Source organism: Halalkalibacter oceani (assembly GCF_040544555.1).
In the GTDB taxonomy this organism is placed as follows: Bacteria; Bacillota; Bacilli; order Bacillales; family Bacillaceae_D; genus Halalkalibacter; species Halalkalibacter oceani.
This window is the reverse complement of sequence record NZ_JBEPKD010000008.1, coordinates 86943-107288: the sequence shown is the minus strand read 5'-3', so window position 1 is coordinate 107288 and position 20346 is coordinate 86943. Positions and strand designations below refer to the sequence as shown.

General features: G+C 44.6%; 18 protein-coding genes and 1 pseudogene. All 19 read left to right on the top strand.

The window, feature by feature from the left end:
* The first annotated feature begins 53 nt into the window (after window positions 1-53).
* Window positions 54-635 carry a TetR/AcrR family transcriptional regulator gene (locus ABMB67_RS11075; RefSeq protein WP_354572090.1) on the top strand — a complete coding sequence of 194 codons (582 nt, stop codon included), beginning with the start codon at window positions 54-56 and terminating at the stop codon, window positions 633-635.
* 201 nt (window positions 636-836) lie between these two features.
* Window positions 837-2261, top strand: a complete 1425-nt coding sequence (locus ABMB67_RS11070; protein WP_354572089.1) for a sensor histidine kinase — start codon at window positions 837-839, stop codon at window positions 2259-2261.
* Complete coding sequence (locus tag ABMB67_RS11065; protein WP_354572088.1) at window positions 2258-2827, top strand: ANTAR domain-containing response regulator; 570 nt, start codon at window positions 2258-2260, stop codon at window positions 2825-2827. Before ABMB67_RS11070 ends, ABMB67_RS11065 begins: the two co-directional genes overlap by 4 nt.
* A gap of 309 nt (window positions 2828-3136) precedes the next feature.
* The gene (locus tag ABMB67_RS11060; RefSeq protein WP_251224468.1) at window positions 3137-4579 is read left to right on the top strand and encodes an ethanolamine ammonia-lyase reactivating factor EutA; all 1443 of its coding nucleotides are present in this window, start codon (window positions 3137-3139) and stop codon (window positions 4577-4579) included.
* Between the two features lie 18 nt (window positions 4580-4597).
* Window positions 4598-5959 (top strand): ethanolamine ammonia-lyase subunit EutB, encoded by a 1362-nt coding sequence (locus tag ABMB67_RS11055; protein ID WP_354572087.1) that lies wholly within the window; start codon window positions 4598-4600, stop codon window positions 5957-5959.
* A gap of 15 nt (window positions 5960-5974) precedes the next feature.
* Window positions 5975-6862 carry an ethanolamine ammonia-lyase subunit EutC gene (gene eutC, locus ABMB67_RS11050; RefSeq protein ID WP_354572086.1) on the top strand — a complete coding sequence of 296 codons (888 nt, stop codon included), beginning with the start codon at window positions 5975-5977 and terminating at the stop codon, window positions 6860-6862.
* Window positions 6863-7119: 257 nt separating this feature from the next.
* The gene (locus ABMB67_RS11045) at window positions 7120-8205 is read left to right on the top strand and encodes a TAXI family TRAP transporter solute-binding subunit (protein WP_354572085.1); all 1086 of its coding nucleotides are present in this window, start codon (window positions 7120-7122) and stop codon (window positions 8203-8205) included.
* Window positions 8206-8276: 71 nt separating this feature from the next.
* Complete coding sequence (locus ABMB67_RS11040; RefSeq protein ID WP_354572084.1) at window positions 8277-10205, top strand: TRAP transporter permease; 1929 nt, start codon at window positions 8277-8279, stop codon at window positions 10203-10205.
* Between the two features lie 155 nt (window positions 10206-10360).
* The gene (locus ABMB67_RS11035; RefSeq protein WP_354572083.1) at window positions 10361-11392 is read left to right on the top strand and encodes a LacI family DNA-binding transcriptional regulator; all 1032 of its coding nucleotides are present in this window, start codon (window positions 10361-10363) and stop codon (window positions 11390-11392) included.
* 263 nt (window positions 11393-11655) lie between these two features.
* Window positions 11656-11855: pseudogene (locus ABMB67_RS11030) on the top strand (IS5/IS1182 family transposase); the annotation flags it as partial.
* Window positions 11762-12004 carry a hypothetical protein gene (locus ABMB67_RS11025; RefSeq protein WP_251224456.1) on the top strand — a complete coding sequence of 81 codons (243 nt, stop codon included), beginning with the start codon at window positions 11762-11764 and terminating at the stop codon, window positions 12002-12004. The pseudogene ABMB67_RS11030 and the gene ABMB67_RS11025, both read left to right, overlap by 94 nt.
* Window positions 12005-12157: 153 nt before the next feature.
* Entirely contained in the window at window positions 12158-13303 is a 1146-nt protein-coding gene (locus ABMB67_RS11020; RefSeq protein ID WP_251224457.1) for a mandelate racemase/muconate lactonizing enzyme family protein, read from the top strand.
* A gap of 42 nt (window positions 13304-13345) precedes the next feature.
* Entirely contained in the window at window positions 13346-14536 is a 1191-nt protein-coding gene (dgoD, locus tag ABMB67_RS11015; RefSeq protein WP_354572082.1) for a galactonate dehydratase, read from the top strand.
* Between the two features lie 256 nt (window positions 14537-14792).
* On the top strand, window positions 14793-15497 hold the full coding sequence (locus ABMB67_RS11010) for a response regulator transcription factor (protein WP_251224459.1): 705 nt from the start codon (window positions 14793-14795) through the stop codon (window positions 15495-15497).
* The gene (locus ABMB67_RS11005; RefSeq protein WP_354572081.1) at window positions 15494-16981 is read left to right on the top strand and encodes a sensor histidine kinase; all 1488 of its coding nucleotides are present in this window, start codon (window positions 15494-15496) and stop codon (window positions 16979-16981) included. Before ABMB67_RS11010 ends, ABMB67_RS11005 begins: the two co-directional genes overlap by 4 nt.
* The gene (locus ABMB67_RS11000) at window positions 16959-18056 is read left to right on the top strand and encodes a LolA family protein (RefSeq protein WP_354572080.1); all 1098 of its coding nucleotides are present in this window, start codon (window positions 16959-16961) and stop codon (window positions 18054-18056) included. The genes ABMB67_RS11005 and ABMB67_RS11000 overlap by 23 nt, the downstream gene beginning before the upstream one ends.
* 18 nt (window positions 18057-18074) lie before the next feature.
* Window positions 18075-18356 (top strand): DNA-binding protein, encoded by a 282-nt coding sequence (locus tag ABMB67_RS10995; protein ID WP_354572079.1) that lies wholly within the window; start codon window positions 18075-18077, stop codon window positions 18354-18356.
* A gap of 223 nt (window positions 18357-18579) precedes the next feature.
* Entirely contained in the window at window positions 18580-19425 is an 846-nt protein-coding gene (locus tag ABMB67_RS10990) for an aldo/keto reductase (protein WP_251224463.1), read from the top strand.
* A gap of 181 nt (window positions 19426-19606) precedes the next feature.
* Complete coding sequence (locus tag ABMB67_RS10985; protein ID WP_251223553.1) at window positions 19607-20308, top strand: FadR/GntR family transcriptional regulator; 702 nt, start codon at window positions 19607-19609, stop codon at window positions 20306-20308.
* The last annotated feature ends 38 nt before the right edge of the window (window positions 20309-20346 follow it).

The window sequence follows — 20346 nt, the reverse complement described above, 5'->3', positions numbered from 1 at the left end:
AAAGGGTCTGGAACGATCTTTTTGGAGCCATTTTAACGAGCGGGTGATTGGTGATGAAACAGCAGAATGCAGAGCGGCGGGCGGAAATTCTTTCTGTGGCGCGGGAGGTGCTCGCAGAAAAAGGATTGGAAGCGACAAAGGTATCGGAGATTGTCAAACGGGCAGGGATAGCCCAAGGGACGTTTTATTTATATTTTGATTCGAAGAACGCGCTCATTCAGGCACTGACGAAGGAAATGATGGATAAAGTATTTGATGTAGTGAGTGAAAGTCTTGCGGAAAGTGCTACGTTTGAGCAAGGGCTTCAGAACGGGCTTCGGGTTGCCTTTCACAGCATGAGTGATTATGTGGATATTTTTAATATCCTGATGAATGGCTGTGCCGTGCTTTCCTCAGAAGCGCAGGAATGGAGAGAATTGTTCGTGCCATTTTATGAGCTGTTGGAAACGTATATTAGAAAATGGCAGGAAGAGGGAAGCGTGGATTCCGAGCTTGATCCAAAGGTAATCTCAAGGCTGATTGTCTCATTGACCGACCAGGCGGTTGACGATTATTATGTTCACCGCTCCTCTGCTTCAGTTGAGGTGTATATTGCAAACCTGACGAGATTTGTGCAAAAAGCGTTGCAGGCATAGCTTCACGAAGCGAGCGTCTACTGTTTTAGAGATATGGAAAAAGGATGAATTCCCTTTCCCATATCTTTTTTGTTTTTTCTGAACAGCGGTTACAGACAGACGCCCTTTAAAATCAGTTGCATCAGAAAGGCAACAAAAATATACTATGGACAAGAGTCAGAACAAAAGATGTGCAGCTTTCAAAAAGCAGGTGAAATATGAATGACAAGAGAAATGGTGCAGGAGCTTTGCTTGAATTATACGAATTTAAGCGCGGAAGATATTGAGGTTATTCAAGAAGTGGCCGGGAATTTACAGCTTATTGCTGATCTGAATAAAGCGAATATCTTTATTGATTGTCTGACGAAGGAGGGCCAGCATGCGATTGTAGTGGCGGAAGCCTCTCCTGCGACAGCCGTGCCGGTGTACGAGAACCCGGTAGTTGGAAAGTTTGCGTATGAAGCGTTCGAGCCCGCTGTATTTAATACGTTGCGGACCGGCAAGCCGATGGTTCAAAATCGTGCGTTAACTCAAGAAGGCAGGACAGTGGAGCAAAGTGTTGTTCCGCTCTCGGGTCCGCGTGGCCGGGTTATCGGAACGGTCATTATGGAGAAAGCGAGTGAAGAGCTGCACTATCAGCAAAAGGTGAAGGCTTTGTCGGAGGCGAATGAGACATTAAGCGAAATGCTGATCGGAATCTCAGAGAAACAGCCGATTTTGCCTGAAGTGATGGAGGATTCGATTTTCTTTATTAATGATCATGGCGAGCTGTTCTATACGAATCGACCGGCGATTAATTTGATACAGGAAATAGGCGGGGAAGGGAAGTTGGGGAACCGTCTTACCGATTATATTCCGGAAGTTGCGGCGGTTTTGGAGGATGAGGAGGAGGTGCTCGTAAGCGAAATTCATATTCTTGATCAAATATTTCAAGTGAAGAAAATTCCGCTTACACAGCTCGATCATGACAAAAGCGCGATTGTCATTTTGAAAAACATCACAGAATTGCGCGAGAAGGAACGGGAGCTGCTCGTTAAAACAGTTACGCTGCGCGAGGTTCACCATCGGGTGAAAAACAATTTGCAGACGGTGGCCAGCCTGCTTCGTCTGCAAATGAAAAGAGGATTACCGGAAGAAAGCAAGGTTTACTTTGCCGAAAGCTTGAACCGGATTACGAGCATCGCCGCTGTGTATGAAATCATTCTTGCCAATTCAAATGTTGATGTCGTCGATCTCTATCAGCTCGTTGAGAAAATCGGAAACGCCCTTGTTGGGGAAGCAGAGCGTGAAGAAAAGAAAATCGTGCTCTCCTATTCGGGGATACCGGTTCAGATTGAATCAAGCAAGGCCGTTACGATTGCGTTAATTATCAATGAATTAATCCAAAATTGTGTGAAGCATGCCTTTGACGGGGTCGATCGAGGACAGATTGACGTTACGTTTGCGCGGGAAGGGGATCGCTTTTTGATCCGGGTCACGGACGATGGGAAAGGGTTTGCCCCGGAGGCAAAGTCCTCATTAGGGCTCGATATTGTGACGATGCTGATTGAGCATGATTTGGCGGGTGAGTTTTCGATCAGGCAAATGGAAGCAGGGACTGTCGCTACGGTTGATATCCCGCTGAACAGGGAGTTGGTGTTGCGGTGAAAAAACGGATCTTGCTCGTTGAAGATGAATCGATTGTCCGGCTTGATGTTTCCATGATGCTTGAGGAAGCGGGCTATGAGGTCATCGCTCAGGCGGGTGATGGAGAGAAAGCGATTGAGCACGCGTTTCAATTGAAGCCGGACTTAATTATCATGGATATTAAAATGCCGAAATTAAACGGACTGAAGGCAAGCGAAATCATCTCGAAAAGACTGGATCTGCCGATTTTGCTGTTGACCGCCTACAGCCAGCGGGAATACATCGATAAAGCGAAGAGGGCGAATATCGTCGGTTATTTAGTTAAGCCGGTTTCCGAAGCGAGCCTTATTCCAGCGGTGGAAATTGCCTTGCAGCAGGCGGAAAATGCCCGGCTTTACCGGCGGCAGGTCGAGGAAATGGATCAGAAGCTGAAGGATCGAAAGCTGATTGAGAAGGCGAAGGGAATGCTGATGAACAAATATAGCCTGTCCGAAGAGGAAGCGTATCGGAAGCTGAGGCGGATGAGCATGGACAAACAGGTCGGCATGGAAGCGATCGCCCGAGAAATCGTAAAGAAGGAGTCGTAAGCCGGGCCTTAAAAAACGCAACCTTTCTACAGCGGGGGTGGGGCTTGTGGCAATGTCACGAGCCCTTTGTTATGAAAAAGCTTTAACCGATCGTGGCGGTGCGGCTCAGATTTTAAAGGAATATTGTAAGATAATCTGACAGAATTTTTCGAATGAAGCGGTGTACAACGAAGAGCAGTTCGTCTATAATACGTTCTATACCAAATGAATCTAATCGGCAACGGCGCCTTATATAAACTTTCATCGCAGTGGATGAGGTTTTTGTAAGGCGCCTTTTTGTTTGCGTCAAAATGAGGAGGTGACTTCGTTATTCACTCATTTGTCCCTGGAAGCGAGGAGATCTACAGCGCCGGAATTGATATTGGAACGAGCACGACGAAGCTTGTTCTAAGCAAATTTTTCATTCGAAACATGGCGGGCGGGATGCATATGCCGCGCATCGAAATTGTTAACAAAGAGATGATTCATCGGAGCCCGATTTATCGTACGCCGCTGCAGTCTGCGACGGCAATTGACATGGAAAAGGTAAAAGACCTCGTTATGCTGGAATATGAAAAGGCTGGGATTTCGCCGGCTGATATTAAAACGGGAGCCGTGATGATTACGGGGGAGACGGCAACAAAGCACAATGCCAGAGAGGTCGTCGATCATTTATCTGACTATGCCGGAGATTTTCTAGTGGCGACAGCCGGGCCGGATTTAGAAGGAATCATTGCCGCAAAAGGATCGGGAGCTTACGAATATTCCAAAAAGACGGGAAAGGTGATCGCAAATATCGACATCGGCGGAGGGACGGCAAATGTGGCTGTGTATCAGGCCGGGAAGCTTTGTGGGACGTGTACGTTGCATATAGGCGGACGACTGATTGAATTGGCAGGTGGCCATATTCAGCGCCTGTCGCCGCCGATCAAGCAGCTGCTGCCGCAGCTTGGAGTAACGCTTGTGGAAGGTCGCGGCTATACGCGGTTGGAGCTGAAACAAATAACCGATTATATGGCCGCGGTGATCGCACGAACGCTTCGGCGCAGGCTTAGTGGGGAAGATCACGTACTGCTCCTCGGACATTTGCCCAACTGGGAGGAAGAAATAGAAGCGATTATGTTTTCAGGAGGAGTCAGCGAATGTCTGTACCGGTATGAAAGAGCGGCAGAAGAGACGGGATACGAAGATATCGGCGAGCTTTTGGCGGTCTCCCTGAAAGAGAACAACAACTTAGCATCGTGGAGGTGGATTCCTCCGAGTGAAACGGTGCGCGCTACGGTACTGGGCGCAGGAACGCAAACGACGGACATTAGCGGTGCGACGATTCAAGTCGATCCGGCTGATTTGCCGATCAAAAACTTGCCCGTCTTTCGCGTTAGCCTCAATCATGACCTCAAAGCCGTGAAAGCGGTTATTCATCAGGCGGTGAAGCAGGCAATTGAGCTCTATGATCCGCAGCGTGAAGGGCAAAATTTTGCTCTGTATGTGAGTGACATCCCTTATTTAAGCTTTAAGGATGTGCAGTTTTTAGCGATGGTGCTGCTGGAGGCAATTCAGGCAAAGCCGTTCAGCGCTCAGCCTTTAGTCATTGTACTTGAAGCGGATTATGCGAAAGTGCTTGGGCAGACGCTGACGTTTCAGGCCAGGCAGCAAAGCGTCATCTCGATTGACCAGATTTATGTTGGTCATGGTGACTATATTGATATCGGTCACCTTCTCAAGACAGGTGTCGTGCCGGTCGTCGTTAAAACGTTGACATTTCAACATTAGAGGGGGGAAGACTTATTTATGAAGCTGCAAACGACCTATCTTGGAACCGTGTATCAATTTTCCTCATTAAAGGAGTTGTTCGCGAAAGCAAATGAAGAGAAATCAGGGGATCGTCTGGCCGGCATTGCGGCGGAAACCGTCCAGGAGCGAATTGCCGCCAAGGAAGTAGTAAGTCAGCTGACACTTGGCGAAATACGGGAGAATCCATTGTTGACGCCGGAAGAGGATGAGGTGTCAAGAATTATTGAAGAACAGATTAATGAACCGATTTATCAATCAATGAAAAACTGGTCGGTCGCCGAGCTGCGTGAATATATTTTAAGCGACGAGGTGACAGGAGAGGAGCTGCTGCGGATCAGCCGGGGGCTAACCAGTGAGATGATCGCCGCTGTCGCCAAGCTGATGTCGAACCTTGATCTCGTTTATGGAGCGAATAAAATCGAGGTTATTACGAAATGCAACAGCGCGATTGGCCATAAAGGAACGCTTGCCTCACGCCTCCAGCCGAACCATCCGACCGATCATGTGGAAGGAATGCTCGCTTCGTTAAAGGAAGGGCTTTCCTATGGCGTCGGCGATGCAGTCATCGGCATAAATCCGGTTGATGATTCTGTTGAGAGCGTGAAGCGCCTGCTGCATGCGACTCATCAGTTCATTCAGGAGTGGGAAATTCCGACGCAAAATTGTGTGCTTGCGCATGTGACGACACAAATGAAGGCCGTCGAGCAGGGGGCGCCGGCTGATATGATTTTTCAAAGCATCGCCGGTACCGAGGCAGCCAATAAATCATTTGGTATTTCCGCTGCGCTGCTGGAGGAAGCGAATCAGCTCGTGAAAACATACGGTACGGGAACAGGCCCGCAGCGGCTCTATTTTGAGACGGGGCAAGGCTCAGAGCTGTCGGCCGAAGCGCATCACGGAATCGATCAAATGACGCTTGAATCGCGTAATTATGGCTTTGCCCGCCATTATGATCCGTATATCGTCAACACGGTTGTCGGCTTCATCGGACCGGAATATTTATATAACAGCAAGCAGGTGATCAGAGCGGGGCTTGAGGATCACTTTATGGCTAAGCTTCATGGCATCCCGATGGGGGTCGACATTTGCTATACAAATCATATTAAGGCCGATCAGAATGATATTGAGGACTTGGGCGTCTTGCTGACAGCCGCCGGAGTGAATTTTATTATTGCAACGCCGATGGGCGATGATTGCATGCTGAACTATCAATCAATGAGCTATCACGATATTGCCACGCTACGGCAAACATTAGGACGACCGCCTTCTCCACGCTTCGCGGAGTGGCTGGAAAAAATGGGGATATTCGAAAATGGAAAGCTAAGCAAGCTGGCTGGAGATCCGACGATCTTTTCATGATAGGAGCTGAGGATAGTGAATTCAGAGTTCATCGAAAGGCTGCAAGATGAGAAGAACAGCAGCCAAAATAAAGGCACGAATATTCGGGAGAGATCAACTGAGACGAGTACGAGCAAGACACAATCCCTTTTTATAGAATCGCCGGCGAAGGAAGCTCCTCCTGCTGTCCGGATCGAGCGCGCCGCGTTGAGAAAGCCGGAGCATAAAGCCGAGAAGCTGCGGGAGCTGATGAACAAGACGCCTGCCCGGATTGGAGTTGGCAGGGCTGGAGTACGGCCGAAAACGAAGGAGTGGCTCAAGTTCCGCTATGACCATGCCGCTGCGGTGGATGCCGTCTATGGCCAGGTCAGTGATACATTGCTGAAGGAGCTAAATTTGTTTAAGGTGAACACGCAGGTAGCGGACAAAGAAACGTATATTATCCGCCCCGATTATGGCAGGAAGCTGGCCGAAGAGGCGAAGCAGATCATTCGCGGGAACTGTGAAGCGTCCCCGACTGTGCAAATTATCCTGTCAAATGGACTGAGCGCCAGTGCTGTCGAGGAAAATGCTGCTGATGTCTATTTATCGTTGCAGCAGGCATTAATGAGTGCCGGCCATAAGCTCGGAACGCCCTTTTACATTGAAAATGGAAGAGTGGCCGTTATGGATGATGTCGGCGAGATTTTACGTCCCGAGGTGATCGTCCTCCTCATTGGCGAGCGGCCGGGTTTGGGAAGCGCGGAATCGTTAAGCGCCTATCTTTGCTATCGCCCGAGAAGCGGCACAATCGAGGCGGAGCGAATGGTTGTTTCCAATATTCATAAAGGCGGAATTCCACCGGTTGAAGCAGGGGCATACATTAGCACCGTCGTCGAGAAAGTATTAACCCACCGGGCAAGCGGGGTGTCGTTGGATAAATAAAAGAAATTGATAAATAATCGATACTATAGGAAGATGAGAAGCGAGCAATAGGCGGGAGAACTCCGCTATTGCTCGCTTTTTTAGTTTTATTGAAAAAAATAAAATACTTATTGTTTATGCAATTCGAGTTAGATAATTTTGATTAAATAAAAAATTTAGAAAACTTATTGATTACGTGCGTTCCTCGTGTTAAGATGTTTTTGGAAACGTTTCCGGATAATTGTAAGCGCTTAAATTATATTCTGAGGAGGGGTAATATGAAACTGAAATTTTTCGTGATAATAGTAGCTCTCTTTGCAATTTTGGGATTAAGTGCATGTACATCACAATCAACTAATAATGATTTGACTAGTAATGACCCGGAAAGTTCAGTGGATGGACCTGAGCCAAGTGAAAATGTAGAGTTTGATCCAAACGATAAAAGTAATTGGCCAAACTCGGTTAGAGTAGGTTCAGCTTCTCTAGGAGGGACTGCCTATGCTTATGCAGGAGGGTATTCTAGCTTAATTCAAAAGTATACAGGCGTAAACTCGGCTGTAGAGGTAACAGGAGGACCCGTTCATAACATTCAGCTTCTGCAAAATCAGGATATTGAGATCGGTGTAGTTACCATGGGACCTGCTTGGGAAGCGTGGTATGGCGAAGGAGAATGGACCGGTGGACAAGAGCTAAGAGATTGGAGAGTATTTTTTCCAATGTATACGTCTTATTTCCATTGGTGGGCTAAAGAAGATACAGGAATTAGAAGTATTGATGACCTTAATGGTAAGAAGGTAGGGGTGGGGCCATCTGGGGGAACGCCGGCTACTTATCTTCCTGAATTTTTAGAGATACTCGGTGTTGAGGCCGAACCTGTTTATGCAGGACTGGGAGATTTAGTTTCGCAGCAAATGGATGGTCTAATACCAGCAGTCGGGTTTGGAGGAGGCATTCCATTTACCTCTGTTCAAGAAGCAGAGTTACAGCATAAATTAAATGTGTTTGGCTTTACCGAAGAACAAGTTAGTACGCTTGTAAGTGAGTATCCTTTTCTTTCTGAAGCAGTCATACCTGCTAATACCTATGAAAATCAACCCGATGTGATGTATAGCCCGTCTATTTGGAACTTAGGTGTAGTGCAAAAAGATTTACCTGATAGTTTTGTTTACCAGGCTACAGACGCCGTCTTATCCCATAATGAGGAACTTATACAAGCGCATGTGGCAGGTGAGGAAACACTAGCTGAAAACATAAAATACAATACATTTCTATGGATGCACCCAGGTGCGATTCGATGGTTTGAAGAAAACGGATATGATCTTCCGGAAGAAGTCTATCCTCCGGAGTATCCGAAAAATGATTAACTCGCACAAGCTCCTCTATACCTCAATAAGAGGGGCTTTCTCTCATAATGTCCAAGGGGAGGGATTGAGAAATGACAATTTCTAAAGGAGAAAGATCGGTTAGTAATAATGAAGGAGGAATAATACAGCGTCAACTAAAAGGCGCAGTCGGAGGATTGTTCTTTTTATTTGCAATTTGTATTACACTTCTTCATTTATATTTATTAAATTTCGCTGCAATCGACCCATGGTTGTTTCGAGCAATGCATTTATTATGTGGTTCAATGCTTGGTTTCGCTTTAATTCCGGGTTGGAATCAAAAAAACCTTGGAAAGATACATTTGATTGACTGGCTTGCAATTTTAGCAAGTGCGATCATTTTTATATATATTTATTATAATATAGATCAGCTTATTTTTAGGGCAGGAGTAACTCCAACCACAATGGATTTTGTCATAGCAATAGTAGGTACGCTGCTTGTTTTGGAATTAACACGGCGTACTTCGGGCTGGTCGTTACCAATTTTATCGCTTATTTTTATTGCTTACGCTTTTTTGGGTCCTTATTTACCGGGAATTTTACAGCATAATGGGTACTCCATAAAACGTTTTTTCTCGTATATATATGGGCTTGACGGGATCTTTGGGGTTACAATTGATGTATCCTCTAAGTATATCCTCTTGTTCATTGCTCTTGGTGCTTTTCTTCAAGCTTCAAAAGTTGGAGATTATTTCATTAACTTTTCATTCTCGGCTGCTGGAGGTTTACGAGGAGGACCGGCTAAAGTGTCTTTACTGGCCAGTGGTTTAATGGGGATGGTCAGTGGAACTTCAGCAGGTAATGTTGTTACAACAGGAAGCTTAACAATCCCATTAATGAAACGAGTAGGATATAAACCGCAATTTGCAGGGGCAACCGAGGCTGCTGCATCTACTGGGGGTCAAATCCTTCCGCCCATAATGGGGGCAGGGGCTTTCCTCATGGCTGAAATGATTGGAATTTCCTACAAAGAGATTATGATTGCGGCGATTATCCCGGCATTGTTATATTTTGTTTCTGTTTATTTTATGATAGATCTAGAAGCAATTAAAATGAAGTTACGGGGTTTGAAGAGAAGCGAATTGCCGAAGATGAAAGATCTTATAAAACAAGCTCACCTTTTTATCCCGATTGTAGTATTAATTTCTGCGATTTTAATGAATTACTCAATTATTCGATCCGGCACTATTGCCATTCTTGCTTGTTTAGTGATAAGTTGGTTTTCTAAACAGACTAGAATGGGTTGGAAGAAAACAGCTGAAGCTTTAGCAGGAGCTGCTCGGTCCGTTGTTCAATTAATTTCTATATGCGCATGTGCGGGAATTATTGTAGGAGTTATAGCTCTTACTGGAATTGGAGGAAAGTTTGCTAATTTGTTAATAACATTGGGGTCTTCCAGTCAACTATTAGCATTAGTAGCAACAATGATCCTTGCGATAATACTTGGAATGGGGATGCCGACAACAGCTGCATATGCTATTGCTGGTTCTGTTTTAGCTCCAGGATTGATTCAAGTGGGGATAGAACCTCTCTTTGCTCATATGTTTATTTTTTATTTTGCTGTCTTATCTGCTATAACTCCTCCTGTAGCTGTTGCAGCATTTGCTGCTGGTGGAATTGCTGGTACAGATCCTTTTAAAACGTCTCTTCAAGCATTTAAATTAGGGCTTGCTGCTTTTATTGTTCCATATATGTTTATTTACAGCCCTTCAATTTTAATGAAAGGTAGTTCCTACGAGATTGCATTAACGATTTTGACAAGTATAATTGGAATTTATCTTTTGGCCTGTGCCGTTCAAGGATATTTCTTTGGAAAAGCAAGATGGGTTCAGCGAATAGTTCTGTTGATCGCAGCTTTGACTTTAATTAATGGATCTATATTTTTTGACTTTATTGGTATCGCGTTAGCTCTTCTAGCATTTTTGATTAATAAGATGTTTCCAGATCATTTGTCGTCGCAAGATAATAATGTTAAGTTCTAATGTAAAGGAATGAGGGTAAAAAATGTTTAGTTAAGGTGAGGTAGTTGCATCTTAATTGTATCTTTTTAATGATTTGATGATTTCATTGAAAAATTTCGAAAATTTGATATTCTTACATTAAAAGACCTTACTCAGAGGGCTAGGGGAAATACTTAATGAAAAAAAATAAAGTTACAATTAAAGATGTAGCAAAGCATGCAGGTGTAGGCATAGGCACTGTATCAAGGGCAATAAATGGTTCAGGAGAAATAAATGCAGAAACAAAACTGAAAGTGTTTAAGAGCATTCAAGACTTAGGATATACCCCTAATCGGATAGCTCGCACTATGAGAACAAAACAATATAAACAAATCGCTTTATTTGTGAATATTTCCAATGTAGCCTTTACCCAAATAGCTAATGGTATTTCTCAATATTTAGATACCGTTGGCTATTCTGTCTCTTTATGTAACGTTGGAGACGATGAGGATGTTAGAGTCAAAATATTAGCGGCGTTAGAGAATCAACATCTGGATGGAATTATAATTGCTCCGCCACGAGAAGATAATCTTAATTTAAGCGAAATTGTTAATCAAATGGGGATTCCTATTGTAACGATGGACAGGGACATACCTGGTATACCTGCGGGTGTATATACTGATTACTTCACTTCTGTTAATAAAGCTGTACAATACCTATTATCGCTTGGTCATCGGGGAATTGCCTTAATTGGAGGTTCTCATACCCGCCGTCAATTTCGAAAAAGCAAAGAAGGTTATGAACAAGCCTTCATTGACAGTGGTATTGAGAATACAGGGGAAGGGATCATTATTGAAAGTGACCTTTCAAGCCAAGGCGGTAAGAAGGCAATGAATGATCTTTTACCGAAAATTAGAAACGGCACGATAACAGCGATTTTTTCGTTGAATCATTATATCTTTCATGGGGTTTTACAAGTGATAAGGGATAATCATCTGCGATATCCAGAGGATATTTCCATTATCACGTTTGAGGACTATGAACTAACACATTTGTTAGATCCCCCGGTAACCGTTATTCGGCGTCCCTTAAATGACATAGGTTACAGTGTTGCGCAAATATTAATCCGTTATATTAATGAACCGGAACTCTACGGCAAAATTGAACCTTTTAGAATTCCTACCGAATTTATTATAAGGGAATCGTGTGGCTTCTTAAAACGACAATAACATATGGTATTAAAATTATCTAAGGCAACTTATACCGCTTCAGTCTGTCGACAAAGTCGACAGGCTATTTTGTTTCGTAGTCAAGGTTTAGCTCTTCGTCCTCGCTACCGGGATGGGGGGCACGCTTTCCGCAGGCGGGCGTTGAATTAACCGGCTGCGCCGGTGGATTTCAACCTGCCCTTCTCTCCTGCAGGAGTCGGCCCTCCCATCCCGTTCGCTTTTTCTAGTGGGAAATAGGGAGGTGGCTTCTCCGCAAAAAAAGACGTGAATACAGCTCTAATCCAAATATGTGTCAGGACTGTTCAGTGCTTTCCCAATGTACCAAAACACCATAAGAAGCTGGTCTTATGCCACATTTGTCAGGATGCGTTGGACGAACCTGAAGGGGCTCAAAAAAATTTCCATGCAGACGATGCTTGTTTTTGCTGCCATAAATCTGAAAAAACTGGCGATGTGGCACTGAAGGAATACCAAACCGATAGTGCCATCTTCGGAAAACCATACGAAAAATGCAAAACGGCTTTGAGAGTCCTTTCTCAAAGTCGTTTTGTCTACGGTCTGAGGCGGCTTAACCACCTTTTTTTATTTTATCTGCAAATGAAATCAGGTTAAAAAACAAAAAAGTAATTCCGGAATGATGGAAATAATATAGTTTTAAAAATTAAATATATTCAGAATTATTATTGACGTCGAGCATGAGAAGTGAGATAATTTTATTGGAAACGTTTCCGGGATGAAAAGATTTATTTATAAGGAGGCATAAACATGGAAGCATTGACGAAAATGAAATCACTAATTAAAGATGTGGAGGTTATTCCGGTTCGGGTAGCTTTAAACAAAACTTTTAAAGGCAGTCATTACTATATGACGCATCGTTGTACTATTATTACCCGAATTACTACTGAGGACGGGGTCGTAGGAGAAATCTATAATGGTGATGAAATGGAAGAGGCTCAGGCCCAGATAATAAAGATGATTACAAATGAAATGGCGCCTTTGATTAAAGGTAAAAATATTTTTCAAGTAAATAAAATATGGGAAGAACTATTACCATTTACCTTTGATATTTTAGCTGATCGTAAAATTGCTCTTCAAGCATTAGCGTGTATAGATAGTGCTATATATGATGCTATAGGTAAAACCTTGTCAATTCCCTTATATCAGCTGTGGGGGGGTTATCAAGAAAAGTTACCAGTTATGTTGATTGGAGGTTATTACCAAGAAGGGGTAGAGTACGATCCGGAAGCTATTAAAGAGGATATAGAATCTTACAAAGAATTAGGAGTAGCCGGTGTTAAATTCAAAGTAGGAGGAAGGAAGCCTGAGATTGATGCGAAGCGCGTAGAGATAGCCAGGTTAGCAGCAGGTGAGGAGTTTATAATAGCAGTGGATGCTAATCAAGGCTGGACAGTAATGGAAGCGCTTCATTTTGCTGAACGAATTAAAGACTATAACATTCGTTGGTTTGAAGAGCCTTGTCACTGGTACAATGACAAAACGATGATGCGGGACGTACGGTTCATGTCTGGAATCCCTATTACTGGAGGACAGAGTGAAGTTTCAGCTGCAGCTTGTATTGAGTTAATGAAAGCAGGATCGATTGATGTTTGTAATTTTGATGCAAGCTGGGGAGCTGGCCCAACGGCATGGAAACAAGCAGCAGCAGCAAGTTGGGCTTTAGGTATTCAGATGGCCCACCATGAAGAACCGCAAGTATCCGCCCACCTATTAGCGTCGATTCCGAATGGAACCTACTTGGAAGTTTTTCACCCTGATAGGGATCCCTTATTTTATAACATAATTGAGAATAGAAACCCTTTCATAAATGGGTATTATGAAGTACCGAACGGGCATGGATTTGGAATCGAGCTGAATCGGAGCTACGTAGATAAGCATCGTTTGGATAAATAAAGTTTGCCTCACATAGTATGTTCTTTCTAAGGAGGATAGTTAATGAAAATTACAGATGTAAAAGTAATTCCTGTTAATAGGTTTCTTTTTGTTGAAGTTCACACAGACGAAGGTATTGTTGGATTAGGTGAATCAGGGTGCTGGGGTTTTTTAGACGCATCGGCAGAGGCAGTTAAGAGCTTTAAAACCTACCTTTTAGGCCAAGATCCTTTACGGATTGAGCATCATTGGCAATATATGTATCGAAGCTTTCATTTTCGCGGGGCAGCAATTATGGGCGCTTTGAGCGCGATCGATATTGCTTTGTGGGACATAGCAGGAAAGTACTTAAATGCCCCGATTTATCAATTGCTTGGTGGGAAAGTTCGTGACAAAGCAAGAGTGTACTATCATGTCGGAGGAGAAACGACAGAAGATCTAATCAATAACCTCAAATTGGCAAAGCAAAGAGGGTTCACAGCGGTTGGTCATTTGACTCCTTTTTTGGACGAAGATAGAGAATTACCATATTACGAAACGTATGCTGAGAAGATAGGAAATGCAATTGAGAGAGTTCGCTTGTATAGGGAAGCTGTTGGTGATGAAGTCGATCTGTGTATTGAAATACATAGAAGGCTTAAACCAGCGGAGGCAATTGCTTTTGCTAAAGGAATTGCACAATATCATCCATTCTTTATCGAGGATCCTACTACACCTGATAACTTTGATTCAATGACTCATATAGCAAATAACATTGATATCCCACTTGCAACAGGTGAAAGGTTCCATACACCTCAAGAGTTTGCTCATCTTTTAAGCAGAAATGCTGTTGATTATGTCAGGCCAGATGTATGTATGTGTGGCGGCATAACAGGTGCTAAAAAAATTGCTGCGTTAGCAGAGGCACATGATGCGATGGTTGTTCCTCATAATCCATTAAGCCCTGTTAGTACAGCAGCTTGTATTCAAATTGCCGCAAGCATTCCAAATTTTGCATTACAGGAGTATCCAGGTGATGACAGAGCTTCAGCGACAGAGCGGTATATTGCAGCTAAGACTGATGATAAAGATAAATCGTTCAGTCAAGCCGATGTGGTTAAGAAAACCTTGCCTTGTGAAGATGGCTATATTCTTATTCCTGAACTTCCGGGTGTAGGGGTAGAGTTGGCAGATGATGTCGAAACACGGTTCCCGTATTCTAGAAGAGAAATTCGAACCCGCCTTCATGTGGACGGTTCAGTAGTAGATCAATAAACTTATAGGAAAGGTCTCAGGTGGTTCATTGTCATCCGCTTGAGGCCTTTTTATATTCAGAATTTATCACCTTCAGTAATCTTATTACAAACTGAAGATTAACAAATAAAAGGCCACCTTCTTTGCTTCATTAACTTGGGTATCAGGAGCTTTTCCCTGCTCCAAAGGAAAAAGCGCATTCCCTATTTATAAAGAAACGATAAAATAGACAGAGATGAAAAAAGCACATGGTACATTGTAGTCAGGAGGAATAAGCATGGATGCACGATTATTGTTAGTAGAGGATGATCCGGAAATTGCCCGTGTCATTCGAGATGCGTTTTCCCGGGAAGGGTATGAGGTGACGTGGGCCACGACCGGACTGGAAGGCTGGGAGGATTTTTTGCGAGACACGTTTGATCTTGTGCTCGTTGATTTGATGCTGCCTGAAATGGATGGCTTTACTCTTTGCCGGAATATCCGCTGGAAAAGCGATATTCCGTTATTAATTATCAGTGCCCGGACGGAAGATGAGGATAAGGTGAAAGGGCTCGTTGACATTGGCGCGGACGATTATGTGCAAAAGCCGTTTAGCATTACCGAACTGAAAGCGCGGGTAGAATCGGCAATCAAACGCTGGCACCGCTATAAGGGGACGGCTGATTTCAGCGACACGACCGTCTATGATAACGGGTTAATGATTAACTGGGAGCAGCAAAAGGTGTTCGTCGATGCAAAGGAAAAAGAGCTGACAGTGAAGGAATTTGAGTTGCTTAAGCTTCTGACTCAGCATCCAAACCGGATCTTTTCTAAAAGCGAACTGTATCAGCATGTATGGCTGCAGGTCGATGCAAATGGACTGCATACCGTCACCGTTCATGTGAAGTCATTGCGGGAAAAACTTGGCGATCCGGTGAAAAGTCCCCGCTTTGTCCAGACCGTATGGGGAAAAGGCTATCGCTTTATCGGGGAGCCAACATGAAGCTGAAGACATGGCTGCTGCTCTCTTACTTTATCGTAATGGTTCTTCCACTGGCGGGCGCTTATTTCCTTGTCGCTTCAATTCAGGCCTATCATCATGAGCAAAATGTTGAGGAGTATTTTCAAACATGGTCTGAACTCCAGGCGATTATTGACGCGCTCGATGATCCGCTGCTGTACCAGCCAGCCATCGACTGGACGAGTGTTGAAGAGTTGACCAATGCTCAATTGTCCATTTCGCTTTATAATCGTGACGGTTTTACTTTATACAGTTCCACTCCATGGAACACCTCCTCCTTCGCCACTCCGCTGGACAGATTATATCAGGATTTATACAAGCTGGAGCAGGGGCACCGGGCATACAGTTACAGACAGCCCGTTTTTGAAAGAAATGAAGTGATTGGTTTTTTTGAAGTGCAAGTTGGCCGAAGTGAATGGCTCGCTGCTGTTGAGGAAAGAAGCTGGCTGACGTTCGCCGGATTGGCGCTCCTGTTTCTAGTTATCTATATGAGCGTCATTTTACTGCTTAATCGGAAATTAAACCGGCGGTTAAAGCTGTTAATGGAACAGATGACGGCATTTGCCAACCGTCAAGAGATCGAGGAAGTCAGAACCAATGAGGATGAAATCGGGCTGCTGACAGAGCATTTTTACCGGATGAAAAGGCAAATCGAAGACGCGCGAAAAGCGGTCGAGAAAGAGCAAAAGGAAAAGGAATATATGATTGCCACGCTGTCGCATGACTTAAAAACGCCCTTAACGTCGATTCGCGCCTATACCGAAGAAATTCTCCATTCAGGAGACAGGTTGGCCGAGGAGGAACGGAAGGAATACCATATGATCGTGCTTGATAAAGCCAATTATATGAAACAGATGCTCGATGACCTGCTGATGTTCACGCTGATGCAATCATCCAATTATGAGATGACGTTCGTCAAGGTCGAAGGTCAGGAGTTCTTCGAAATGCTCGTTGCGGATTATGAGCCGCTCTGCCGCGAAAAAGGGATCACCATTCATGTGAGCTGTGAGGTGAGCGGCGCGTATTTCGTCAATCCGCAACAGCTGATGCGGGTGGCGGACAATTTGATGAGCAATGCTATCTTGCATACCGCGCCAGGCAAAACCATTTGGCTGGCGGTGTTTTCGGACACATGCTGGCAGCCGGAGTGGCTTTTTCCATTTGCCGCAGAGCAGATGCCGTTTGCGGAGGAAGCGCTCTATCTGGTCGTGCAAAATGAAGGGAAAGGCGTCAAGAAGGAACAAGGACCGTATGTGTTTGATCCGCTTTACCAGGCCGATCAGGCGAGAACGAAGAAGGAATCCCGAGGAACGGGACTTGGGTTGAGCATTACAAAGCAAATTATCGAAAAGCATGGCGGCGAGGTCTGGTTTTTCTCAGAAGAGGAGTCCGGTACATGTGTCATTTGCCGCTTACCAAAACATGAAGGGGAAGGTGAGGAAGATGAACAAAAGGAATTTCGGTAAAGCAGCTGGTCTCGCGGGACTCTCCCTGCTGTTATTTGGGTGTGCCGCTGGCGGTAGTCAGTATTCTCCAGAGCAGGTGCTGAGCCAGGCGTTAGAGGAGCAGGAAGGTATTCAGGCCTACTATGGGGAGGCGCAAGTGACGACCAGCGAGGGTGATAAGGTGATTGACCAATACAGCTTGAAGGAATGGGTTAGCGCGGATGGGAAGAGGCGGATCGACCTTGTGAACAGTGAGGGCGATTCAACGGAAATCTCTGTCAATACAGGAACGGCATTTATCAGCTACCAGCCGTTGGCGAATAAGGCAATGCGCTTCGACAGCTCGGAGGATGAGCTTTCTGCGCTTACGCCGATGTCTCCTAAGCAGCAGGCTGAGCACTTATTAAGTCTCATTCGCGATACGCACGCGATTTCAGCCGGACAGGAAGCGGAAATTGCCGGCCGGGTCGCTCATCATTTGATCGCGACGGCGAATGAAGAAGGCAAAATGCTCGGTGATCAGGAAATTTGGGTCGATAAAGAGAATTGGATGATCTTGAAAAATGTCTCCAGCTCAGGCAACTTGACGATCGATTGGACATATACGATGGTTGATTTTGAGGCTGAGATCACGGATGATCTTTTTGAACTGGAGCTGCCTGAAGATGTGGAATGGCAGGATCTGAGTATTAAGGATCCGAAGGAGTTGACATTAGATGAAGCGATTGAATATGTCGGCAAGCCGTTTTCCTACATTCCTGAAACCGACGGGCTTGCGATTGAACGAATTGAAGTGATGGAGCTTCAAGGGGAATGGGACCGCGCGGAAGTGACAATCGAATATGTGAAAGAAGGAGTCCCACATTTTTCGGTAACGGTATTTGAAGCATCGGAGCAGATGGAAGAGGAGTCTGCTTCCTTGGGGGAAGAAAAAATAACGATTCGCGGGCAAGAGGGGTCGTACTTAGAGTTAAATGAATTCCGCTCGCTAGTATGGCAGGAAGAGGGACTTTCCTATTCGGTTATCCTGGCTCATCCAGAGCTTACTGCCGACGAGTTTATTGAGTTGAGTGAGAAGATGATTGTTGCTGAATAATGAAAAGGGAGCGGAACAATGATTTCGTTAGCAATTGGCATTGCAGCTGCCGGTTATTTTATCGGCGAAGGGCTGAAGAACTTTTATAATCCTCAGGCGGAGGGTTTGCTCGACTCGGCTGAAGATGAGTACGAGCTGATCCGGGAGAAAGATGTTCATGATTTCCTGAATATCTCCAAGGAGGATGCCCGAAGCTTAACGGTCGAGCACCCGGATATTCCCCATGTCGTCTTAAACGGCACGATCTATTATCCGAAGCACAAACTCCGCGAATGGGTGATGCAGCTTGGTGAGTCGTAATCTGACAGGCTCAGCAGAAGAGGTTTCGAGCCTCGTTTAATGTTTGAAATGAAACAGAGGATTAGGCTGGGATAAAGGGTGTAAACCTTTGCCCAGCCTTTAAGCAATGAACGGAGCGATGGCTGCTGTCTCCATCTCGCTTTACGCGAGTATTAATTGGAGGAATATGTTAATCTATTCATAATGTAAGAGAGTTTACCAAGTCTGAAAGGGGATATGCGCAATGGGAAATGTCATTCCGGAAGTTACTCTTCATGACGGGATTACTATACCCGTCATTGGGTTGGGGACGTATCAATTAAGGGGTGAGCAAGGCGCTGAGGCGATTCGGGGTGCGATTGATGAAAGAGGCTATCGCCTGATTGATTCGGCCTATAATTATGAAAATGAGGGAACGGTAGGGGAAGCGATTAGACGCAGCTCGATTCCAAGAGAAGAGGTAATCGTTACCTCCAAGCTGCCGGGGCGTTACCAGGAATATGAAAAAGCTGAAATTGCGATTCGGGAATCGTTATTTCGCGCGAATCTTGACTATTATGACCTGTATCTCATTCATTGGCCGAACCCTAAACAGGATCACTATGTGGAAGCGTGGCAAGCTTTAATTCATGCGAAGAAGCAAGGGCTGATCCGTTCGATCGGGGTTTGCAATTTTTTACCGGAGCATCTTGAGCGTCTGGAGCGGGAGACGGGAATCAAGCCAAGTATTAATCAAATTGAGCTGCATCCTTTCTTTAATCAGGCCGAACAAAGAGCGTGGCATGAAAGCAACCAGATTAAGACTCAATCCTGGAGCCCGCTGGCGAGAGCCAATCAGGTTTTTCAAAACAAGACACTTCAGCAGCTTGCCGATAAATATCATAAGTCGGTTTCACAGGTGGTGTTACGGTGGCATTATCAGCTCGGCGCAATTTCCATTCCGAAATCTGCTTCTCCGGAAAGACAGCTCGAGAATATTTCCATTTTTGATTTTTCTTTAGAGGAAGCCGATATGAGGGCAATCTCGGATGTAACGCGTCCGGATGGAAGGATGAAAAATCAGGACCCGGCGATATACGAGGAATTTTAAGTGCTTGAGACAAAGGGGCACCGTTTCCCGGCTTCTATTGAATTAGGGCTGGGAACCCGCTCTTTGGCTGTCCTTTTCAGCTGAAAAATGGAAGGGGAGATCTTATAAAAAATTGGTCAGGCCATCAAACAGCTTGACAAATCGGCCAAATTATCGGAATATTTAGTAGAGGAGTGAGAGAATGTTTTTTAAACCAATTGAAAAAAAGGAAAAGCTTTATGTAAAAATTGCAGATCAGATTAATAAAGCGATTCAAGAAGGTAATTTCAAAATCGGCGATAAATTGCCGGCGGAAAGAGAGATCTCGGCTCAATTGGGGGTAAGTCGGGCATCGGTTCGTGAGGCGTTAGCCGTTTTGGAAATTATGAACATTATTGAAATCAGGGTAGGTGATGGCTCGTACATTAAAAACAAGGCTTCGAATTTTGATTTTGAAATCAAAAAGATGAAAAACAGCAGCGCATATGAGTTAATTGAAGCCCGGATTCATATTGAAACGTTAGTGACGAAACTGGCGATTGAACGGGCAACGGAACAGGATATTGCAGATATTGAGCATACCGTGGTTGAAATGAGAAGGCTGATAAACGATGAAGATCAGCTGGAGGAATTTTTTAAGTATGGGGCTATGTTTCATACGAAAATAGCGGAAGCGACGCATAATGAAATATTGACGCAGATCGCTACATCCTTGCTTGAACAAAGCAACCACCCGCTGTGGGGCCATCTTAATATGAAAGCAATATTGAATTACGAAGTAAGGCTTCATCAGCTTCAGGAGCATGAAGGAATTTTGGAGGCGATGAAGCAAAAGGATATGGAAAAGGCGGAGGAAATGATGGCCCATCATCTTGAGCACTTAACAAATTTAATTTTTGATTGAGTATAACCGTTCTTAAAGGGGGTGATTGATCATAGACA